Raw genomic sequence first — 22,440 nt, 5'->3', positions numbered from 1 at the left:
ACTTGAACATCTTGATGGGGCTCTCTGCTGTACGCCCATTGGTCTGGCAATACTTCTCCAAAAGTTCCTCATGTATAAAACTGAAATCGATAAGATCGTTGATTTTGCGAAGTAGATTGTCTTTTGGAACAATGATATCGTACAATCCCGAATAGGAACTGAACTGAATTTTTTGTTGGGTAGAAAGCATCCTGATATCCGTTAAAGCCTACTTTAAGATACGAAAAAAGGAGCAGAAAACTGTTGTTTTCCACTCCTTTTTTTAGCCCATTCTAAAAGGGGACTTTTTCAGTGCCCTCGTATTTGCCGTTGGGATTTTCTGTGGTCCAACGATTATCATAATATTCCTGTAGGATATTGTAGGTCCCTAAACCCATCTGGAAAGGATACATGGAAGGCCCATCGATAAAAATGGAGGTTTTGGAAGTCCCTTGAAAGAAGAGGCTTAACTCCGCTCCTTTATAGGCCACCGTAAAGTTAGCTCCATAAATAAATTGTGGAGTCCTTGGGTATCCTATCGCAACACGATCGAAGATATCGATCACACCGTCGCCATTTACATCCATGTATTTAATATCCCCAGGCTGCACATTTTCGATGAACGTTTGTCTAGGGCTATTATCGATTTCATCCTGTGATTGGAAAATCCCCATGGAGATGTATCCAAATGGCTGATCAATTAAATGCCCGATGGGATTTTGGTAAGGGTATAGGTAATTCGGAAGATCATCCTTGACCCGAATACTTTTTGCATAGGTCATGGTTCCCCTGAAATTATAGTAGAACCCTGCCTGGGTCGTATGCTTCACCTCCAATAATCCATCAATACCGTAGTTCTCGGCCTTTCCTAAATTCGCATAAGGAATTACCCAAGGATAATAACCAGCCACTCGTGGGATCACCCCACGCTGCAATAGGATATCCTGCCTATTTTCCCGGAAACCATCTACCTGAAGGTTTATTTTTCCATTAAACAACTGAAGATCCAAACCCAGGTTGGCTTTATTCGCAACCTCCCAGGTTACATTTTCATTTCCGATCTGATCTTCATTATAACCGGCCAACCAGGTCTGTTGTTCACCAAATGGATAATCCTGTCCACCACGAATGATGTTGGTCAGGAATAAGAATCGACGACCACCAATCTGATCGTTTCCGACCTGTCCATAAGACCCACGGATCTTCAGGTGGTTAATGATTTCACTGTTCCAGAAAGGTTCATTGCTGAGCACCCACCCCGCGGCTACGGACGGGAAAAAGCCATAACGCTTTCCTTTCGGAAAGTTCTCCGATCCATTATACCCTGCATTCAGCTCCAAGAGATAACGCATTTTGTAATCATAGGTCAAACGTCCGGCAAATCCTCGACGACGAAATGGAAGGTTCGCCAAACTGGTCCCTGCCGTTAGGTGTACATAATCCCGTTGGTTGTACAGGAACATGGCCGTTACATTATGCGCCTCCTGAAAGGAACGGTTATAGTTCAGACTGGCTTCAGAGTAATATGCCCGATTCGAGGAACTACCTGATCCATAACCCATAGCTCCTTCTTCACGAATATCCGGGTTTCGGTATAATTCTTCCCCATTGGTGCCTAAACCCAGATATTGTCGGATTCGATAGGGCTTGAAACGATCGTTCCATCCTTGGTAATAATGGTCATAGGAAAACAGACCGCGCAGGGACAAGCCTTGAGTCAGTAGTTTGGAAAGATCCCATTTACCACCAAATGTTCCCTGCAGGGTATTTCTATCCTGTGTACTATAACCCGACCGAACGACCAATCCATAGGGATTTTCTTGGAGATAAGAAGTCTGTCCGCCGGCGATCGACCCATCCGGATTGGTGATCGGGAAGTTGATCGGGCTGGTTATTTTCAATGCCCTGAAAATATCCGGAGCGGATCTTCCTGGGTAATTACCCCGTTGGATGATTCCCCCAAGCCCCAATTGCAAAGCAATGGATTCTGATAACTTGATATCCACATTGGATCTAAAATTATAGCGCTGCATCTGGGCATTATTGTTCCAGAAATTATCCGGATCCTGTTTGTAGATACCGTTCTGTACGGTGTATCCCACATTGGTATAATATTGGATGATTTCACTACCACCGGTAACCGCTAAGTTATTGATGGTCTGGAAGGTATTTTCTTTTAAGATGGTATTTACCCAATCTACATTAGGGTATAGATAGGGGTTTCTACCATCGGCAAATGCCTCCAGTTCCAATTGCGAATAGATCGGATTCTTCCCTTCATTCAATTGGGCTTCATTGATCAACCCGGCATATTGTGGACCATCGATGTATTTCGGTAGGCGTTGAGCAGTAAGCAGGGCATTCTCCGTACGGAATACCACCGAAGGTTTTCCTAATTTCCCTCTTTTTGTGGTGATCAGGATTACCCCATTTGCTCCACGGACACCATATACCGCTGTAGCGGAAGCATCCTTTAAAATGGAGAAACTTTCAATTTCTTGGGTATTGATATTGTTGAGGTCACGTTCTACGCCATCCACCAAAATCAGCGGTGATCGGTTTTCCCAGGTTCCAAAACCTCGTATGAAGATGGCGGCACCATCATACCCCGGTTCTCCGGAGCTCTGTCGGGTAACAATACCCGGCATACTGCCCGCTAAAGAATTCGATAAGGAGGGTGTGGATATCCGTTGGATATTCTGAACAGGAACTTCCGAAATAGCACCAGTAACCGTGATTTTCTTCTGTGTTCCAAACCCAACGACCACTACCTCGTTCACCTGCTGTTCCTTTAGATTGGGCTCCATGGCGATTGTGATGGTTCTACGGCTTCCTACGGTTATTTCCTGACTGGTATAACTCAGGTAGGAGACCAACAGCTGTTCTGTTTCAGCTGAAATTTCGAGGATAAACTTGCCTTCATTATCTGTTTTTGTCCCACGATTTGTGCCTTTGACCAGCACACTAGCACCAACTAAGGGTTCACCTTTCTCATTGGTAACCAGTCCATTCAAAACCCAAGATTGCTGCTGGTAATAGGTGGAGATCGAAGCGATATGTTTTCCGAACGAAAAACAATTTCCACTATTACTTAAAAGAATCGAGAAAAGGAGAAAAACACGCAACTGAAAAGACAAGCGAGATCTTTTTTCCATATATTAGAAATTGGTTATTAATAATCGATAGGCAAGATTGTCCAGACCGAACCTATCTTTTATTTAATGATTAATAAATTGATAATTTTCATCAGCCATATGAGAGCCTAGCTGTCATATGGTTTTTTTTGTTTTTAACTGTTTATATAGGTCTATTTCTGTTGTATAGTTCATTTCCAATCTGTTGATAGCGTTGATACCTATCTTCGTAAATCGTTTTTAGGGATTCATCGGGTAGGAATGTTTTCTCAAATCCCAATCCCATCTTCGCCATGGCTTCTTGAAGATTCTGATGGATACCGGCAAGGGTAGCCGCCAACATGCAGGCTCCTAAGGCGCAGGTTTCCAACGATTGATGCACCTGAATGGGCCTTTGCAATACATTGGCCAAGGTCTGCATCACATAGCTGGATTTTTTGGCTATACCGCCAATGGCGGTCACCGAATGTATTTCTACTCCCTGTTTTTCCATATCATCCACTATGGCGCGCGATCCGAAACAGGTGGCTTCCACCAAACTCTGGAACAAACTGACCGCATCCGAACCTAAATGTAGATCTACCATCGCACCTTTGGCATGTGGATCTACGTAAGGTGTTCTTCGCCCATTGAACCAATCCAGCGAAATGGGATTATGAAGTTCTACCGGTCGGCTTTCGGCCTTTTCAGCTAATCGCCGTAATAGATGATCTTTCCATGTTTCTGCAATGTTTTCATCCAGATCCAATTCTTTGATCGAAAAAAGGAGCAAGTCTCTGTACCAGCTGAACACATCCCCAAAAGCAGATTGCCCAGCTTCCAGGCCGACAAGTCCCGGTACGATCGATCCTTCTACCTGTCCACAGATTCCTTTGACCAATTTCCCATCCAATTCATCTTGGGAAATCACCAACATATCGCAAGTGGAAGTTCCCATCACTTTACAGAGTACGCCTGGCTGAATTTCAGCCCCAATAGCACCTACATGGGCATCAATGGCGCCTACTCCCACCTTAACGGATGTGGATAGGCCCAATTTTTCAGCCCATTCCTTGGAGAGATTGCCAGCAACTTCATCCGCAGAATATAAATCCTTCGGTAAGCTTTGGTAAATCCGGGTTAATACTGGGTCTATATGTTCGAAAAATGCCAAGGGCGGAAATCCGCCAAAGGCCTTTGCCCATAAGCCCTTATGCCCTGCCGCACATACATTTCGTTTCATACGGTTGGCATCTTGGGTTCCAGTCAAAAAATAGGGAAGCCAATCGCTCTGTTCCACCCATGAAAAACAGGCTTCTGCCACTTCCCTATCCTGACGTAAAACGTACAATAATTTTGACCAGAACCATTCTGCCGAATACATTCCGCCAACATGGCTTAAATAATCTTTTTCAAATAACTTCGCTTTCTCATTGATTTCCATAGCCTCCGAAATGGCCGAATGGTCCTTCCATAAGAAAAACATGGCGTTCGGATTTTCTGCGAACTCCGTCTGTAAGGCTAAGGGCATTCCTTTTTCATCTACTGCCACTGGGCTTGAGCCCGTCGCATCGATGGATATCGCCAATACAGCGTCTTTAACCGCTTGAGGTTGTCCCTGCAAACATCCCATCAGACATGCTTCCAAGGATTCGATATAATCCATTGGATGCTGGCGAAACTGATGTTTGTTCGGTTGACAATATTTTCCTTCCCGCCAGCGCTTAAACAAGGAAACATGAGCACCCATCTCCTTTCCGGACTCCGCATCTACCAGTAGTGCTCGAACCGAATCGGTCCCGAAATCTACGCCTATAACATATCCCTTCTCCATAGCTCTTTAGTGTGTTGGGTTCGACATATCTAACTTTCCTTCTATCTTCCTAACTCCCCAGATAGCAAATGCTGCAATGACCACATAGCACAGCACCGGAATGATAAAACCTCTCGCCATGGTACTATGATCTGCGATCAGCCCCATGATGGGTGGACAAAATGCCCCTCCAGCAACCGCCATAACCAAAAAAGAGGAACCTTTCTTGGTCAAAGTCCCCAAATTGGAGATCCCCAAAGCAAATATGGTCGGGAACATAATGGACATGAAAAAGTAGGTGCTGAACAAAGCAATTACCGAAAGCCAGCCCAGGTTCATGAATACCAAAATGTTTAGGATAATATTGACTACCGCATAAATGGCAAGCAATCGTTGTGGTGCTACAAATTTCATCAGATAAGATCCAGTTAATCGACCAATCCAGAAGGCACCCATTCCTCCTATTGCGAGGATCAGGGAAGCGGCCTGTTCGTTGTTCTTGGGCATAAAAAATTCCCCAAAGTAACCCAGATGCTCCATGATACCGGCTATTGGCGTTCGTAGATCGTGGATCGCATCAATCACATAATTGATGAAAAAGGAATTTGTTCCCGTTTGTGCTGCCACATAAAGGAATTGCGCGATGACCGCAAAAATAAAAACCGGATGTTTGAGAAGTCGGCGCATCGGCGGGTTCTCCTCCATTTCGCCGCCCTCTTTTTTCTCTTTTATTTCGGGCAGCTTGATGATCAGAAAGACCAAAGCGACGACCACCACAATACAACCTATGGCCAAATATGGGGTTACAAGAGAGTCAAATTTATCATGTTCCCCTTCTGCTTCGGTGCCAAAGATCATTAAACCACCAATGAGCGGGCCTAAGATCCATCCCAAACCATTAAATGATTGGGAAATATTGATCCTTCTGGCGGCACCTTCCTTCGATCCCAGAACAATGGAATAGGGATTGGCGGCTGTTTCCAAAAACGCCAAACCACAGGCAATAACAAATAAGGCGGTTAAAAAAGGGATAAAGGCTGCTAATTTTGCTGCTGGATAGAACATAAAAGCTCCCAGTGCAAATAAAACCAGCCCAAAGATTATCCCCTTTTGGTATCCATAGCGTTTGATGAATAATCCCGCAGGGATGGCCATGGCTAAATAACCGATGTAAAGGGAAAACTGTACAAAACCCGACTGTGCCTTAGACACATGAAGCAGGTCTTGGAAATGTTTATCCAATACATCCAAAAATCCATGGGCAAAACCCCATAGCAGGAACAAACTGCATATGAACAGGAAAGGTATAAGTAGTCGATTACCCTGATCGTCTGTAAATAATGATTTCTTTTTAGTTTCCATGTTGCTTAACGGTATAATGGTCCAAAGGCTTGGCAAGCGCGGTAATCGGATCCTTCTGGATCCATACCATATGCTGCCCAGGTAGCTGGTCTAAATATTTTATCTTCCGCAACATTATGCATACAAACCGGAATACGGAGCATGGATGCCATGGTAATCAGGTCTGCACCGATATGCCCATAGCTGATGGCGCCATGATTGGATCCCCAGTTGGCCATCACAGAATATACGTCACGGAAAGCCCCTTTCCCCATAGTACGCGGGACAAACCAGGTGGTAGGCCAAGTTTTATCTGTCCTATCGTTTAATAATTGATGCACTTCTTCTGGAAGGTCTATGGTCCATCCTTCGGCCAGTTGTAAGCTCGGGCCTAAACCTTTGATCAGGTTAATCCGGCACATGGTCACTGGCATACCGCCTTTGCTCAAAAAGTTGGAGGAATATCCACCACCGCGGAAGTAATCCCGATTTGCAGGATACCAGGTTGTGGCATCCAGGCAATCTTCCACCTCTTGCTGGGAGATTTCCCAATAGGGTTTAATGGCTGCTTGCCCATCTTTTGATTGTCGTCCAGAACCATCCAAGGTAGCCGCACCTGAATTGATCAGGTGGATAAAGCCATCTTTGGCTCTTCCTTCCGGTTGCCATCCGCTTACCCGCTCGACGGCAGTTGGGCTCCAGTAGGTCCTTACATCAGCAAAAATCTGGGCGGTATTGGTGAGTAGATGATTAAAGGCCATGGAAACTCCATTTAAGGAATCGTTCTCCGTAGCGACCATATACGGTGCGCGGATACCGTTCCAATCGAAGGAAGAGGTCAGCATGGCTTCCGAGAAATCGCCATTCGGCAGGAAGTCTGTCCATTGCCTTTGGCCTTGGAAACCGGAAATATATGCATGATGCCCCATCGCCTCCTCGGCATGGCCCATTTCCGCCAATTTTGGATTCCCTTGCATGAGGTCTCGGATAATCATGGTCATTTTGACCACAAACTCCCAGTCCTCATCCTTTTCTTGGCGGCTTTTTACCTTATGTGTTTGATTGAAATCCTCGCCCTCCTGGCAATGCTCCTTGGTCCAAGCAATGGCTCTTTCAAATTCTTGTTCATCGTATATTCCCAGTTGAATTCTGCGGAGTACTTCCGTCGAATCCACATATTCATTGCGCATTCCCAGGTACTCCTGAAAGAATTCCGCATTGACGATAGAACCGACAATCCCCATTGATACCGAACCAATGGAAAGGTAACTTTTGCCCCTTAAAAAGGCTACAGCAAGCCCGGCTTTGGCAAATGCCAATAATTTTTCTCTGACATCATCGGGGATGCTGGCATCTCCAAGGTCTTGTACATCATGTCCATAAATACTGAAAACTGGCAGGCCTTTCTGGTTATGTGCCGCAACGGTTGCAGCAAGGTATACTGCGCCTGGACGTTCTGTTCCATTAAAGCCCCAAATTGCTTTGGGACGTAAAGGGTCCATGTCCATTGTTTCGGAGCCATAACACCAGCATGGGGTTACAGAAAGTGAAACACCGACCTGTTCCCTATCGAATTTCTCCTGGCAATCCGCTGCTTCTTTCACCCCACCGATACAACTATCAGCGATGACGCAGGATACGGGTGTCCCGTCTAAATACTTTAATTCTTGTTCAAATAACTGTGCGACGGCTTTCGCCATATTCATGGTTGTATCCTCCAAAGACTCCCTGATTCCTCCCCAGCGACCATCAATGATTGGACGGATTCCGATTTTAGGATAATTGTTCATATGTGTTAATTTTTGAAGGCTGTACGGATATCGTTGATTTCTATCTGGAATAAACTTTTGATCAATTGATTGATCTCCTTATTATCGCCCATAAAGTGATAAACGGCATGCTGATGCGTGAGGCTTTCGTTCGGCTTTAAAAAAGCTGCAGGAGATACACTTTCGATCTCATAGAATGGCCCCATCTGCCCACCATCTGCTAAAGGCCCATCGTTGTAGGCATTGACAGCATCTCCCACAAAAGCATCCTTTTTGGTGGTCCATTCCTGGTTCAAGTAGGTTTTTGAAGGATCTAAACTGTATTTGGTAATGGTCAACACGCCACTTTCCAGGTCATAACTTCCGGCAATCTGCTTAGCGCGCTGTGCTGTAAGTCCTAATTTACCGCGGGATTTCCCATCGGCCTTAAAGAACAATACCCCTTGTTTATAGACGATTCTGTCTGTTGGAATCTCCCCAAAATAATCGGTTGTAGCAACCTTTCCACTGGCGTTTTCCTGATACGGAATCAGGATGACCGTTGAATCGGACGGGTTGAACATATCCAGGTTCCAAAGGCAGGGTGCACCAGTTTCTTTTGTCCAAGCGGCTGAGCCTACATTGCTAATGGTATTTTGGGTAGTAAAAGCAACCGATTTCAAACCTGGGCTCAAACTGATGCCTAATTCCATTTCAACCTCGGCATTTTCCAATATCCGCACCTTGCGTTGGAGCTTGATATCCAAAGGCGTACCTTTATAATTAGTTATCACACTGCGTTTCTCCATGTTGACTTCTTTGCTGTCTGCTGCGACCAGATCCCAGGCTTCGGTATCAATCGCAGCTGGAGTCTTCCAATTTTCGAAAACCATCTCCGTATCCTTTTTGAAATACAGAGAAAATGGTCCTCCTTCGGGGCCCAACCATAAGCGGTCTTCGCCACCATAAGCATTCATATGCGGATCTAATGCGGCATCAAAAGCCTTATAATTGACCCAGCCAAAACTTTTACCCTCCGCCCCATTGGCTGTGGAAGTAAAAACCTTTGCTTGATATTTCGCGGAAACAATGATTTGGCCCAATCCACTTTCGTTCTGCAATAAGATGACGGAATCATACTTGTTTAAGAAATCCAGATCATAGCCAAAGCTTCCTTTTTCATAGCTTACTTTCATACTGTCTTGCTGATTTTCGGTCGTTTTTCCTGTTTTTTGTTGGCAAGCTGCCACCAACACGGTTATTCCGAAGAGAATACCAATTGCTATCGGATGTCTCATGCTCTTTTAATTTACTTCTAGATCATTTTTTACTGGAAGATTCGGGAATTTCTGATGTGGCTCGGACTGGTACCAGAAGGCCACGGATATCATATCTGATTTTTGTGGCAGATACCGTCCTTCAGAACGCCAGCCCAGATCTTGGATGGTGACCTTCAGATCACCTTCAAAACGTACGGGATCCATGATATGCCAGCGATACATCCCGAACCGTTGCTGCGATTCATATAGCCCATCCGGACGGATGACCTGATGTAATCCGGCATAAGCTGTGGAGTATTCCTGATATTGACGGGTAGCCTTATTCTCAAAATTATAGGACCCGCAAAAATAATCCTCCAATCCGGTACCGACAATAGTGGCATAATCCTTATCGCCATCCATAAAAAATTTGATCTCGCCTTCTCCCCACCAGCCTATGTTGTTCACACCGACTCCCAAATAGGTTCCAACGTACTGTCCTTTCCCTTTGACACCATCAATGATGGTATGCAGGGCTCCAGTAGTGGGGTTAGAACGACGATACTGCGCATGGAAATAACCTTCATTAGCATCCACTTCTGTCAAGGCATAATCGATTTGATAATACAGGTTCATCGGATCGGCACTGATATTCTCCATGGTAATCTTACAACTTTTGCGGAAAGGCATCTTCCAATAGGAATTGAAGGCACTTCCCGGATTTACGGTCATAGCCAACGAATTTAACGGAGCAAAACGGTTCCAGGCCATTCCAAAAAAAGGTCCTACCGGAGACTCTACCGATGGCGTGCTTTCGCCATCCCAATAGATCCGGAATATGGTATGGTTCCAATTTCCAGTTGGGGTCATCCAGATATGTTGGATAACACCTGATTCGTTGATCTCTGCCATGGTGAAGGTTTCTCCAGGTTTAATGGTGATAAAGGGATTAACCTTCCAGCCCACCCCTAATTCCCGGGAAGCATGGTGTGCATTGGCCACATTTGGCTGACCAGCATGTTTTGTGGGATCTGCCATCCCCCCTTTTCCTTTCTCTCCGGTAAAGTTCTCCGGACTGATGGAACGGGTCTTGGCATCAGATAAGCGGGACAAGGTGCCGAGGTTCATATCCACCCCATTAAATTTCTGCTCCTTCTGACCATAAACAAGTCCAGTGAATAATAAGGAGGCAATCAAAAGTTTAATTTTCATGTCTTATTGATTAGTTGATTTTCGGTAACTGGTTATTTTTCTTTTCAATTTAAACCTTTTTTGTTTTGCTAATATGTTTTTGCAAAAATTAAAACAACAAATTCTGTTTAAACGTTTAAGCGATTAGCTAACAAATAGGGGATCAGCAGCTTACAATTAAAATAAAATTTCGGTATTGATCAGTTTATAATTCATACAAGTATAATGCTTAATCGATTAAAAGAAAAATATTTTTTTATCATTTTTCAATAATTTCTTGAAAAAATAAGTTCTAAGCACCTAGGAATAAGATTTTAAAGCAAAAAAAATCCATAAGATCGTTTTCTTATGGATTTTGCAACAAAGGATTTTTAGTTCCTGTGTTAAATGCTTCGAATGTAAGCTGTTATTCCTTGATCAATGCCCTGTCCAGATGCACATAGCCCCCATCCACATGAATCAATTGTCCGGTGGTATGGCTAGACCTATTCGACAACAGAAATATCGCCATATCCGCAATTTCTTCCACTGTCGTCATTCTGTTCTGAAAGGGGATCCGATCGGTAATCTTTTCCAATGTTTCTTCCGGGTTATCCAAGGTCTGAATCCAACTTTCGTATTGCGGGGTCATGCTTTCTGCCACCACAATGGCATTCACGCGGATTTCATCTTTCAGCAATTCTACTGCCCACTCCCTGGTCAATGCATTCCTACCTCCATTGGACGCTGCATAACCAGAGGTCCCTCCTTGTCCCGTCTCTGCGGTCTTGGAGCTGATGTTCAGGATACTTCCTTTGGAGGCCTTCAAAGCAGGAAGGCTATACTGTGCCATCAAAAAATAGTGGATCAGACTGTTGTGCAGGGATTGCACAAAGTCTTCATAAGTTCCGGTCGCCAAGCTCACGCCATCGTTTAATCCAGCATTATTGACCAAGCCATCTATCCTTCCAAAAACTTCCATGACCTTATCCACAGCAGCTCTACACTCTTCTGGCCTACCCAGTTCAGCCTGAACCGCCAAAGCTTTTCCGCCCAAGGCCTCAACTTCTGCTTTAACCGCCTCGTTATCTTTATCTTTTCTGCCTACAATCACTGGAATCGCGCCTTCTTCGGCCAATGCCATCACAATCCCTTTCCCTATTCCTTTCGCTCCTCCGGTAACTAAGACTACTTTATCTTTTAATTCTAAATCCATATGCAATTAGGTTAAACCATAGAATTTTACGGCATTATTGCCCCAGAAACCAGCCAATTCCTCTGGGCTAAAATCAGTTAATTTGTCGGACACAATATGGATGGTATCCTCGAAAGATCCCGCCAATAAACATACTGGCCAATCTGATCCAAAAACCAGCCTATCTTTTCCAAAACATTGAACCACATGGGCAATATACTGGGTAAAATGATCCAGTTTCCAATGTTTCCAATCGGCCTCTGTTCCCAGCCCCGATACTTTACAATGTACATTCGGATGGGCCGCCAATTTTTCAATGAACGCTGCCCAATCGCTGAATTCCTGGCTTTTGATCGGAGGTTTGGCGATATGATCCAGCATAAATGCTTGATTTGGATTGGCTGCTACACATTTCAGGGTACTTTCATAATGCCAAGGCTTGATCAAGAGGTCATAGGTATAACCATATTGGGTCAATGCGGCAATCCCTCTCAGAAAAGCATCCTTATGTAGGTAATCCGGGTCGGATTCGCCTTCCACAATATGCCTGAACCCTTTAACCTTCGGAAACTGCTTAAAATGGTTCAACTGCTCTTCAACCTGCTCCGATTGCAGGTCTACCCAACCTACGATTCCCTTGATCAATGCATAGACCTGGGAAAGCTCCAATAAAAACTCCGTCTCCCGGATGCTTTGATCCGCTTGGACCGCCACAACACCGTCAAAACCATTGTTTTTTAAGGTCTGACCAATATCGTTCGGAAGGAAATTCCGTTGGATCACCTCCATCTCTGAAGTAATCCAGGCATCCTTTACCGGCTCATATAACCAAAAATGTTGATGTGCATCAATCCTCATACCTATCCATTTTATTTTCTTTCATAGGCAACCACCGTTTGGCGTTGCACTCCTAAATAATCTGCTCCCAGTTCCATCACATCCCCAGGTTTCAGGTATATCGCTGGGTTAAAGCCCAGTCCTACACCTGCAGGCGTACCTGTTGAGATCACATCCCCAGGTAATAAGGTCATAAACTGCGAAACATAAGAAACCAAAGCCGGCACCTTAAAGATCAGGTTCGATGTATTTCCATTCTGGTACACCTTGTCATTTACTTTTAACCAAAGTGCCACCTTATTGATATCCGGAATCTCATCCGCTGTGGTCATGAATGGCCCCATCGGCGCAAAGGTATCACAACCTTTACCCTTATCCCAGGTTCCCCCTCTTTCCAACTGATATTCCCTTTCGGAAACATCATTGTGCAGCACATAACCTGCCACATAATCCAAGGCTTCACTTTCTTCCACGTAACTTGCCTTTTTACCGATCACGATACAGAATTCCACTTCCCAATCGGTTTTAACAGAGTTTCTAGGGATCATCACCTCATCATTCGGGCCGATCAATGCCGTGGTGGATTTCATAAAGATGATCGGTTCTTCCGGAATCTTAGCCCCGGTTTCCTCAGCATGGTCTCTATAATTCAAGCCAATGCATACAATTTTCGATGGTCTTGCAAATGGAGCCCCCAGACGCACATCCGCCGGCAACTCAATCAACTCCCCTTCATTGGCCTTCACAAACTCTTCCAATCGTGCCAAACCATTCTCTGCGAAAAAGGATTCATCATAATCCCCTCCAAATGCAGAAACATCATAATTCTTGCCATCGATATGTACACCTATCTGCTCTTTTCCTGCCTCACCGTATTTTATTAGTCTCATTTTTTTAGTATTTAGTAGTTAGTATTAAGTAGTTAGATCTATGGTCTGTTACTTATCACCTAATTTCTATTGTTTGTTGTCTATTGTCTAAAATCTATTATCTATTATCTATTATCTACCATCAATTATTCAACTTGATGAACCCGCCATCTATAGGGTAGTCATTTCCAGTGATAAAGGCAGCGTCATCTGAACATAGGAACAAGGCCAATTTAGCGATTTCGGCTGGTTGTCCCATGCGGCCGATGGGTTGGGATTTGGATAGTTTATCGAACATTTCCACTTCTTGCCCAGGGTAATTTTTGGCGATGAAACCATCAACAAATGGTGTATGCACGCGGGCTGGCGATATCGAATTTGATCGGATGTTATAGGCCATATAATCCCGGGCTACGGAAAGGTTCATGGCATAGATAGCCCCTTTGCTCATGGAATAGGCAAAACGATCGCTGATGCCTACTACGGCTGCAATGGATGCCAAATTGAGGATGGCACCTCCGCCATTGGCTTTCATAGCTGGAATTACCGCATACAAGGCATTATAAGCTCCTTTAACATTCACCTGATAAACCCTATCGAAATCAGCTTCCGCGCAGTGTTCCAGATCCCCTACATGGGCGATACCTGCATTGTTCACTAATATATCCACTCGCCCGATCTTCGCCACGATATCAATAACCTCTTGTTGGATCGAAACATTGCCAATATGAATATCGCATTTCCCTCCTTTGGATTCGATTGCTGCTTTCGTCGCTTCGGCTCCTTCGGCATTTAAATCCAAGATATGGACATGGGCACCTTCTGCACCGAACAATTCCGAAATTGCTCTGCCAATACCACTTCCGCCTCCGGTTACCAACGCTATTTTGTCTTTTATTTTAGACATAACTATTTAATTTTAATTTTATTACAACACCTAATTAAAGCGAAACTCCACGACGCCAAGGAATGAAATCATCCTGACCCATCAACACCGCTTTCGCTTTTATTTCGCCACTTGCCACCTGTATCACATAGTCCAGGATCCGGTGGGCTGCTTCGGCAATACTTTCCTCCCCATCGATAATCGTCCCGCAGTTCAGGTCGATGATGTCCGCCATTTTCTCATAGATTTTGGTATTGGAGGATACCTTGATCACCGGAGCAATCGGGTTTCCAGTAGGAGTACCCAAACCGGTCGTGAACAGGACAACATTGGCACCAGCTGCAACTTCAGCCGTGGTACTTTCCACATCATTTCCCGGTGTGCATAAAAGATTCAAGCCTTTTTGATTGGCCAATTCCGGATAGTCCACTACCGCAGTAACCGGCGATGTACCACCTTTTTTGGCTGCTCCGGCCGATTTTATGGCATCTGTGATCAATCCATCACGGATATTTCCAGGTGAAGGGTTCATGTAGAAACCTGAACCATCTGCCTCTGCCTTAGCATTGTATACCTTCATCAACTGCATGAACCGTTCCGCCATTTCCTCGTTCAGGCAACGATCGCTCAACTCTTGCTCCACCCCACATAGTTCCGGGAATTCCGATAGGATAACCGATCCGCCTAAACTGATCAGCATGTCGGAAATATACCCCAAAGTAGGATTGGCGGAGATACCGGAGAATCCATCCGATCCACCACATTCCAAGCCGATGCATAGTTTATCCAAACCCGCAGGTTCCCTTTTCAGTTGATCGGCCTGCACCAATCCCGAGAAAGTAGCTTTAATGGCCTTCTGCATCAAATCCTGCTCGGTTCCTTCCAATTGTTGTTCAAAAACATATAAAGGTTTGTCAAAATGGGGGTGACGTTTTAGGATTTCTGCCTTCAGAATGGAAGCTTGTGCATGTTGGCATCCCAAACTCAATACGGTTGCCCCGGCCACATTCGGATGGGTAATATAACCTGCTAAGAGGCCACAAAGGGCATCTGAATCCATTCTGGTACCGCCGCATCCCATATCATGGTTCAGGAATTTAACCCCATCCACATTCGGGAATAATCTTTTCTGCTCCTGGTTGATGGTTCCAGCACTCAGATCCAAGTTCAACAGGTCATCTACGGAAGCGCCAGCCTTATATCGTTCGATCAGGTGGTCTACTTCATTGGAATAATCCTTTGATTGCACCTGATAACCCAGTTTCTCCTCCAAAGCAGTCTTCAGTGTCAATACATTTCTATTCTCGCAGAAAACCAATGGGATAACCAACCAATGATTGGCCGTACCTACGGTACCATTACTTCTATGAAATCCCTGGAAAGTCCGACCTTCAAAGGCGGACACATCAGGCCTTTCCCAATCCAACTTACGGGCAGCCAGTTTGAATGGCTCCGCAGCATGCCGGAGGTTCTCGGTGCTCAGCAATGTTCCTTCCAAAAGATCTTCATTAACCTTCCCTACCAAAACCCCATACATATACACCTCCTCGTCCTTCAACATGGGGTTTAACGTAAATTTATGTTTCGCTTTCACCGCTTGGCGAAGGGAGAATTCCTTTCCTCCAAATCCGATCGATTCACCCTCCGAAAGGTCCCTAAGCGCAACCAGCACATTATCCTTCGGATGAATCTGCAAGTACGCTACATTCTTTTTATTCATGATATCTATAACTCAAATATTTTATCCATTAATACCCATTTCTCTCCTGGTTTTGCGCCCGGAATGGCCAGCTGGTATTTCCACATCAAGGATTCCCAATCCTGCACATGCGGGTTCTGGGCATCCATTTCCCCTTTGCGCTCGAAACTAAACTGATCATCTACCTCCATGATCATAAATAACCTATTTTCAAAACGATATATCTGCATGGATATTACCCCAGCATCCTGTATCGATTGCTGGATTTCCGTAGGAATCCGCTCATGGTAGGTCTCATATTCCTTAATCAGAACTGGATCATTTACCAGATCCAGTGCTAAAGCATATTTTCTATTCTTCATACCCATTAATGATTTTTGGTGGAGATGACCTGTTCGCCAGATTTATTGTTCAGGGCAAACAAGACCACCACAAAGAAACAAACTAAAATAACAAAATACCCATATTGCATATGGCCGGTGCTATCCGAAATATAGCCTAATAAGGGCGGAAAAATGGCACCACCAACAATCGCCATGATGATCAGACTGGATGCCGATTTGGTATCCCCGCCGATTCCTTCCACCCCCATCGCAAATATCGTTGGGAACATGATGGACATGAAAAAGGCGATCGCCACCATGCTATAGAGCGCAACCATGCCCGAAGCGAATATACTGATCAGTGTTAAGATACAGGCTATCACCGCATAGATCAACAACAATTTGGATGGCAGGATATAACGCATCAGAAAAGTGCCCAAGAAACGACCGATAACGATCAAAAGACCAGCGATAGCGGCATAATCTTTCGCATCAAAAGCCTGTATCCCAGCTACCTCCGTAGCAAAGAGAATGATAAAGCTCAACACACAGATCTGGGCACCCACATAGAAGAATTGGGCAATCACGGCCCAACGCACATTCTTATGACGGAATGCGGACCATACACTGGCATTGGAATCCCCCTCCTCTTTTGCTTCAGGGAGTTTGATCAGGGCAAACAACAAAGCCGCCAATAAAATAACACAGCCCAATACGATATAAGGCCCTTTTACAATAGCCGTTTCGGCCTGGATATAGGCCGTTCTGGCTGTTTCATCCAACGCAGCAACTTCCTCATGGCTTAATGGTGGTTTTGCCAAAATAATGTACCCGCCCAATAAAGGAGCAACAAAGGAAGCCAAACCATTGAAAGACTGGGCAAAATTCAACCGTTGGGTAGCTTTGCTCGGATCCCCTAGAACGGTCATATAAGGATTGGCTGCAGTTTCCAGGATCGTGATCCCACAAGCCAAGACAAATAACGCCATCAGAAAGAACAGATAACTCATGGTATTGGCGGCAGGTACGAACAGGAAACAACCGACAGCAAATAATAACAAACCGATCAAGATGGCGGTTTTGTACCCATATTTTTTCATGAAAATCCCTGCGGGTATGGCCATGACGAAATAAGCCACAAAAACGGCCGAATCGATCAGTGAAGCCTGTAAATGGCTCAGACTGAACGCGCTCCGAAGATGCGCAATCAAAATCGGATCCAGGTTATGGATAAATCCCCAAAAGAAGAACAGGGATGTGATTAAGATAATAGCCAATGTATTATTTGCTTTGCTCATAGATGGTTTTTATTGGAAGACCTAAATAAGCGATTAAATTGCAGAATGGAGTGAAGAAAATTACCTTTTTTATAAACTATATTATCATTTGATGCGAATGATATTGATAAAAAATGAATAAATTAGTCAATTATGATCATCAAGCAGCTCGAAGTTCCCAAGCAGTACAACGAAAGTTTCCAGATCCGAAGAGATTATGCTCCGCGGCATCATCAGATATGGCATTACCACGATGAGCTGGAAATTGTACACATTTTAAAAGGCTCTGGGACACTTTTTATCGGAGACAGGATAAAACCTGTTCAACCTGGAGAAACGGTTCTTATACCTGCGCAGATTGCCCATTATTGGCTCTTTGAAGAGGATGTTGTGGACAATCCAGAACCTCATGCTATTGATTGCCTGGTCATCCACTTCAAAAAAGATCTCGGCATCGAACGGTTCTTTTCCACACCCGAACTGCTTGAAATCAAAACCCTGATCGATCAATCCGAACGCGGATATTTTTTTGATTCAAATTCTTATACGGCAATCCAACCCCTATTCGAGCACATGCTGGTCAACCAAGGCTTGGATCGCTTCATCGCGTTCCTGAAATTCCTTAGCCTGATGCAGAACAGCCCAAAAGAAGAGCTTACCTCCGAAAATTATTCCATACTCCATCAATCGGAAGACCAGTTCCGGATGAACAGTTTGATGGAATACCTGCGGGAAAACTATAAGCAAAAGATCAAATTAGCGGATCTGGCAGGATTGGCTGGATTGACCGAAAACTCTTTCTGCCGGTATTTCAAACAAAAAACCGGCAAGACGCCGGTTCAGTTCATTACAGAATTACGCATTTCCCATGCCTGCAGTCAGCTGAGGAACAGCAAACTATCCCTGAAGGAAATCTGTTACGATAGTGGTTTCAATAATTTTGTGAGCTTCCACAAAAACTTTAAAAGCATCATCGGACAGACCCCATTGCAGTTCAGACAGGCATAACAGGACGTTTACGCATATGTTTTCTTGGATTTCAATACCATGAAACCAATGATACCCGCCAATAAGGAAGTGATCAAAATGGATAGTTTTGCTTCTGAAATACTCAACGGATCCTTAAACGAGAGGATCGCGATGAAAATGGACATGGTAAAACCGATACCTGCCAATAGCCCTACCCCCAATACATGACGCCAAGTACTTCCTTCCGGCAAGCTGCTCAACTTTAATTTCGTACATAGGTAGGAAGTCAGTAGAATACCGACTGGTTTTCCAAGCAATAATCCCAAAGAAATACCCAAACCTAAGGAAGAGGTCAGACCGCCGATCATTTCGCTTTCCAAGGTGATATTGGTATTGGCAAAGGCAAAAAGCGGAATGATCAGGAAGTTCACCGGTTTGCTCAGGGCATGCTCCAATCTTTCCAATGGAGATTCTACATCCGTATCGTTTGTCGGGATGGTCATAGCCACCAAAACCCCTGCTATGGTAGCGTGAATACCGGAATGATGGATAAAATACCAGATGAATACACCCGGAATAAGGTATAGATAAGGATTCTGTATATTTAATCGGTTCATGATGATCAGGATCAACAGACCACCTAAGGCGTATAGCAGATAAGACACTTCGATACCAGAGGAATAGAAAAATGCGATAACCAAAATAGCGATCAAATCATCTACGATGGCCAAAGCCGCCAAAAAGATCTTCAGGCTACTTGGCACCTGTTTCCCCAACATACCGATCACAGCCAGTGCAAAGGCTATATCGGTCGCCATCGGAATTCCCCAACCACTAGCTGTTTCTTGACCTGCATTAAAGCCTACATAGATCAATGCCGGAACAACGGCACCACCAATCGCACACAAAATAGGTAATGAGGCCTTTTTAGGCGAAGAAAGCTCCCCCTCCACAATTTCCCTTTTGATTTCCAGACCTACCAACAAAAAGAATATGGCCATTAATCCATCATTAATCCATAACAATACGGAATACCGGAGGTGGATGCTCTCGTTTTCAAATCCCAGCTGTCGGTCCAACAAGGTCTGGAGCGATCCTGCCAGCGGTGAATTCGCCACGATCATGGAAAATATCACACAGATGAATAAGAGAATACCCCCTGCATTACTCGATTGGAAGAAATTTTTGAATGCATTCAGATTAATCAATTTTGCCATACTGTTTCCTTAATAGTTAATTATCCTATAAATTTTATTTATATATTTTGAGGTAGATTATTCGATTTACTCTCGAATACGGCTAAAATATGGAATCTCCTTAGCATACATCAGAATTATTGCATAGATAATATCTATAATTTAATATCCATGATATAACCAAACAAAAAGGCCATAGCAAAATGCTATGGCCTTTGAAAATCCCCTTTTATAAAGTAAGGTTAACCTCTACTGTTATAATTTGGCGCTTCTTTGGTGATCTGGATATTGTGAGGATGAGACTCTCTCAATCCAGCTCCTGTGATACGCACAAATTTAGCTTCTTGTAATTTTTCGATGGTTGCTGCCCCACAATAACCCATGGAAGCACGCAATCCACCAATATATTGGTAAACCACCTCAGCCAATGTACCTTTATATGGAACACGGCCAACAATACCTTCAGGCACCAATTTTTTGATATCGTCTTCCACATCCTGGAAATACCTGTCTTTGGAACCTTTTTCCATAGCTTCCACTGATCCCATTCCGCGGTAGGACTTAAATTTACGGCCTTCCAACAAGATGGTCTCTCCAGGTGCTTCCTCTACGCCGGCAAATAAAGAACCTGCCATAATCGTGTGAGCTCCTGCTGCAATAGCTTTGGCGATATCACCTGTTTGTTTGATCCCTCCATCAGCGATCAAAGGAACTCCAGTTCCTTTCAATGCTTTTGCCACTTCGTATACAGCATATAATTGAGGAACACCAACACCTGCAATAATACGGGTAGTACAGATCGAACCTGGACCAATACCTACTTTAACAGCATCGGCACCAGCATCAGCCAACATTTTAGCCGCATCTCCCGTAGCGATATTACCTACGATAACCTGTAGGTCCGGATATTTTGACTTAACTTCTTTTAATTTATTAACTACACCCAAAGAATGTCCATGGGCCGTATCGATCGTGATCACATCTACCCCAGCCTTCACCAAGGCATCCACACGTTCGATGGTATCAGCCGTTACACCTACTGCTGCACCAACCAACAATCTTCCATGTTCGTCCTTAGCCGCATTTGGGTAATGCTTATATTTTTGGATATCCTTAAAGGTAATCAATCCTTTAAGCATCCCATTGGTATCAACTACCGGTAATTTTTCAATTTTGTGGTTCTGTAGGATTTCCTCCGCCTTGATCAAGTCAGTACCTTCTGGAGCAACTACCAAATTTGTTTTGGTCATCAGCTCACTGATCGGTCTTGCCATATCCTTTTGGAAACGAAGGTCACGGTTGGTCACAATCCCTACCAATTTGGCTTCCAGGTTGATCACTGGAATACCACCGATCTTATGGTCACGCATGATCTGGAAGGCATCACCCACTGTCGCTGTCTCCAATAAGGTAACAGGATCTTGGATCATACCGCTCTCCGAGCGCTTAACCTTGCGAACTTCCGCAGCTTGTTCTGCGATCGTCATATTTTTATGTAGCATCCCAATACCACCAGCCTGCGCGATCGCGATCGCAAGATCAGCTCCAGTTACAGTGTCCATCGCTGCGGACACCAAAGGGATGTTTAATTTGATTTTTTTAGTTAGAAAGGTACTGGTGTCTACGTCACGAGGCAATATTTCAGAATAAGCTGGAATCAAAAGTACATCGTCGTAGGTAAGTCCTTCTTGTACGAATTTTTGTGGATCTAATTGCATAGCAAATATTAATGGGGTTTCCTATTTGCGAGGCAAATCTACGGAAAATCTCTGATTTTAGCAAAATAAATAAAAGGCCGAAACGAATTAAATGACATTAAAATTAGTTTTGCTGTTTTTTGGCAAACTATTTGCTTAGATTGACATGAAATAACTGTACAATATTCACATTTTGATAATGTATGGTTAATGGAAAACATAAATTAATTCACATGAAAAAATTATTTTTATCTCTATTTGCAGTTTCAGCTTTAACATTTGCTGCTAACGAAGCGCAAGCTCAAACACCTTACAAATCAGCATTGGGTATCGTTTTCGACGGTTATGATGGTTCAAACGTAGGTATTCAGTACAAAACAGCATTAACAAATGTTTCAGCTTTACAATTGCAGGCTGCATTCCGTAACCACTGGGTTTCTTTCGGAGCAGATTGGCAATATGAAAAAGCTATCCCTAATGCAGACGGTTTAGCATGGTATGCGGGTGTTGGTGCTCAAGTTGGTATCTGGAGTCACGATGGTAACTCTTCTACTAGCTTCGGTATCCGTCCTCAAGTTGGTTTAGAGTACAAAATCCCTACTATTCCAATCGCTATGCACTTAGACTACAAACCATACTTAGGTTTGAATAATGACACTGGTTTCGATGGCGGTGGTTTCACTTTCGGTGTGAAATTCGTATTGAAATAAGTCTACCAAAAAGAAAAACAAATGGCGGCCAATGGCCGCCATTTTTGTTTTAAAAGGTCGGTTTGTCCAATCCTAAAAAAGCTATACACAAAAACAAAGTGTATGGAAACAATAGAAAGAGAGTTTGAGTTCGCGGAGCGGACCAGTAAGAAGCAGCCATTCGACAAGCGTCTGATCCTCCACATGCTGGATCAGATCGAACTTGGGGTCCCTCGCCGGGACCTGATGGAACAGTACGGCGTGTCCGAACTGAGCCTTATCCGCTGGATGAAGAAGTTCGGGCGACAGCCCATTGGGCCAAAGCGGTATACCACCGAGCTGAAGCGTTCAGTGATCAGGGCGGTCCAGGACGGGATGAG

At 44.2% G+C, this 22,440-nt stretch carries 18 protein-coding genes and 1 pseudogene; 3 read left to right on the top strand and 16 right to left on the bottom strand.

Features of this window, described 5'->3' with window-relative positions:
• The 14 genes and pseudogenes from CRJ00_RS13865 to fucP (CRJ00_RS13800) all read right to left on the bottom strand — a co-directional run.
• Nucleotides 1-190: pseudogene (locus CRJ00_RS13865) on the bottom strand (IS5/IS1182 family transposase); the annotation flags it as partial.
• An 82-nt stretch (nucleotides 191-272) separates the two neighbouring features.
• Nucleotides 273-3,134 carry a SusC/RagA family TonB-linked outer membrane protein gene (locus CRJ00_RS13860; RefSeq protein WP_099367365.1) on the bottom strand — a complete coding sequence of 954 codons (2,862 nt, stop codon included), beginning with the start codon at nucleotides 3,132-3,134 and terminating at the stop codon, nucleotides 273-275.
• Nucleotides 3,135-3,276: 142 nt separating this feature from the next.
• Nucleotides 3,277-4,926, bottom strand: a complete 1,650-nt coding sequence (locus CRJ00_RS13855; RefSeq protein WP_099367364.1) for a ribulokinase — start codon at nucleotides 4,924-4,926, stop codon at nucleotides 3,277-3,279.
• A gap of 6 nt (nucleotides 4,927-4,932) precedes the next feature.
• On the bottom strand, nucleotides 4,933-6,267 hold the full coding sequence (fucP, locus tag CRJ00_RS13850; protein ID WP_099367363.1) for an L-fucose:H+ symporter permease: 1,335 nt from the start codon (nucleotides 6,265-6,267) through the stop codon (nucleotides 4,933-4,935).
• A 5-nt stretch (nucleotides 6,268-6,272) separates the two neighbouring features.
• Nucleotides 6,273-8,036 carry an L-fucose isomerase gene (locus CRJ00_RS13845; protein ID WP_099367362.1) on the bottom strand — a complete coding sequence of 588 codons (1,764 nt, stop codon included), beginning with the start codon at nucleotides 8,034-8,036 and terminating at the stop codon, nucleotides 6,273-6,275.
• Between the two features lie 5 nt (nucleotides 8,037-8,041).
• A complete protein-coding gene (locus tag CRJ00_RS13840) occupies nucleotides 8,042-9,292 on the bottom strand; it encodes a DUF6786 family protein (RefSeq protein ID WP_218962223.1) in 1,251 nt (416 codons plus the stop codon).
• Nucleotides 9,293-9,298: 6 nt separating this feature from the next.
• A complete protein-coding gene (locus tag CRJ00_RS13835; RefSeq protein WP_099367361.1) occupies nucleotides 9,299-10,465 on the bottom strand; it encodes a glycoside hydrolase family 172 protein in 1,167 nt (388 codons plus the stop codon).
• 385 nt (nucleotides 10,466-10,850) lie between these two features.
• Nucleotides 10,851-11,639 carry an SDR family oxidoreductase gene (locus tag CRJ00_RS13830; RefSeq protein WP_099367360.1) on the bottom strand — a complete coding sequence of 263 codons (789 nt, stop codon included), beginning with the start codon at nucleotides 11,637-11,639 and terminating at the stop codon, nucleotides 10,851-10,853.
• A gap of 6 nt (nucleotides 11,640-11,645) precedes the next feature.
• Nucleotides 11,646-12,476 (bottom strand): amidohydrolase family protein, encoded by an 831-nt coding sequence (locus CRJ00_RS13825; protein WP_099367359.1) that lies wholly within the window; start codon nucleotides 12,474-12,476, stop codon nucleotides 11,646-11,648.
• An 11-nt stretch (nucleotides 12,477-12,487) separates the two neighbouring features.
• Nucleotides 12,488-13,345 (bottom strand): fumarylacetoacetate hydrolase family protein, encoded by an 858-nt coding sequence (locus tag CRJ00_RS13820; protein ID WP_099367358.1) that lies wholly within the window; start codon nucleotides 13,343-13,345, stop codon nucleotides 12,488-12,490.
• Between the two features lie 121 nt (nucleotides 13,346-13,466).
• Nucleotides 13,467-14,231 (bottom strand): SDR family NAD(P)-dependent oxidoreductase, encoded by a 765-nt coding sequence (locus CRJ00_RS13815; RefSeq protein ID WP_099367357.1) that lies wholly within the window; start codon nucleotides 14,229-14,231, stop codon nucleotides 13,467-13,469.
• A gap of 34 nt (nucleotides 14,232-14,265) precedes the next feature.
• Entirely contained in the window at nucleotides 14,266-15,930 is a 1,665-nt protein-coding gene (locus CRJ00_RS13810) for a UxaA family hydrolase (RefSeq protein ID WP_099367356.1), read from the bottom strand.
• A 5-nt stretch (nucleotides 15,931-15,935) separates the two neighbouring features.
• Nucleotides 15,936-16,271, bottom strand: a complete 336-nt coding sequence (locus tag CRJ00_RS13805) for an L-rhamnose mutarotase (protein ID WP_099367355.1) — start codon at nucleotides 16,269-16,271, stop codon at nucleotides 15,936-15,938.
• Nucleotides 16,272-16,276: 5 nt separating this feature from the next.
• On the bottom strand, nucleotides 16,277-17,530 hold the full coding sequence (fucP, locus tag CRJ00_RS13800) for an L-fucose:H+ symporter permease (RefSeq protein WP_099367354.1): 1,254 nt from the start codon (nucleotides 17,528-17,530) through the stop codon (nucleotides 16,277-16,279).
• Nucleotides 17,531-17,662: 132 nt separating this feature from the next.
• Here fucP (CRJ00_RS13800) and CRJ00_RS13795 point away from each other — a divergent pair, with 132 nt between their 5' ends.
• Nucleotides 17,663-18,517, top strand: a complete 855-nt coding sequence (locus CRJ00_RS13795; RefSeq protein ID WP_099367353.1) for a helix-turn-helix domain-containing protein — start codon at nucleotides 17,663-17,665, stop codon at nucleotides 18,515-18,517.
• An 8-nt stretch (nucleotides 18,518-18,525) separates the two neighbouring features.
• Here CRJ00_RS13795 and nhaA read toward each other — a convergent pair whose 3' ends face one another.
• On the bottom strand, nucleotides 18,526-19,695 hold the full coding sequence (nhaA, locus tag CRJ00_RS13790; protein WP_099367352.1) for a Na+/H+ antiporter NhaA: 1,170 nt from the start codon (nucleotides 19,693-19,695) through the stop codon (nucleotides 18,526-18,528).
• 221 nt (nucleotides 19,696-19,916) lie between these two features.
• Nucleotides 19,917-21,392 (bottom strand): IMP dehydrogenase, encoded by a 1,476-nt coding sequence (gene guaB, locus CRJ00_RS13785; RefSeq protein ID WP_099367351.1) that lies wholly within the window; start codon nucleotides 21,390-21,392, stop codon nucleotides 19,917-19,919.
• Between the two features lie 212 nt (nucleotides 21,393-21,604).
• On the opposite strand from guaB, the gene CRJ00_RS13780 reads away from it, so the two are divergent.
• Complete coding sequence (locus CRJ00_RS13780; protein ID WP_134776829.1) at nucleotides 21,605-22,081, top strand: hypothetical protein; 477 nt, start codon at nucleotides 21,605-21,607, stop codon at nucleotides 22,079-22,081.
• 102 nt (nucleotides 22,082-22,183) lie between these two features.
• Nucleotides 22,184-22,440 (top strand): hypothetical protein (locus tag CRJ00_RS13775; RefSeq protein ID WP_373560881.1); only part of this gene is annotated, 257 nt, incomplete at its 3' end.

Source organism: Sphingobacterium sp. 1.A.4, from assembly GCF_002734245.1.
Classification (GTDB): Bacteria; Bacteroidota; Bacteroidia; order Sphingobacteriales; family Sphingobacteriaceae; genus Sphingobacterium; species Sphingobacterium tenebrionis.
The sequence above is the reverse complement of the archived record's forward strand: the minus strand, read 5'-3'. Positions and strand labels throughout refer to the sequence as shown.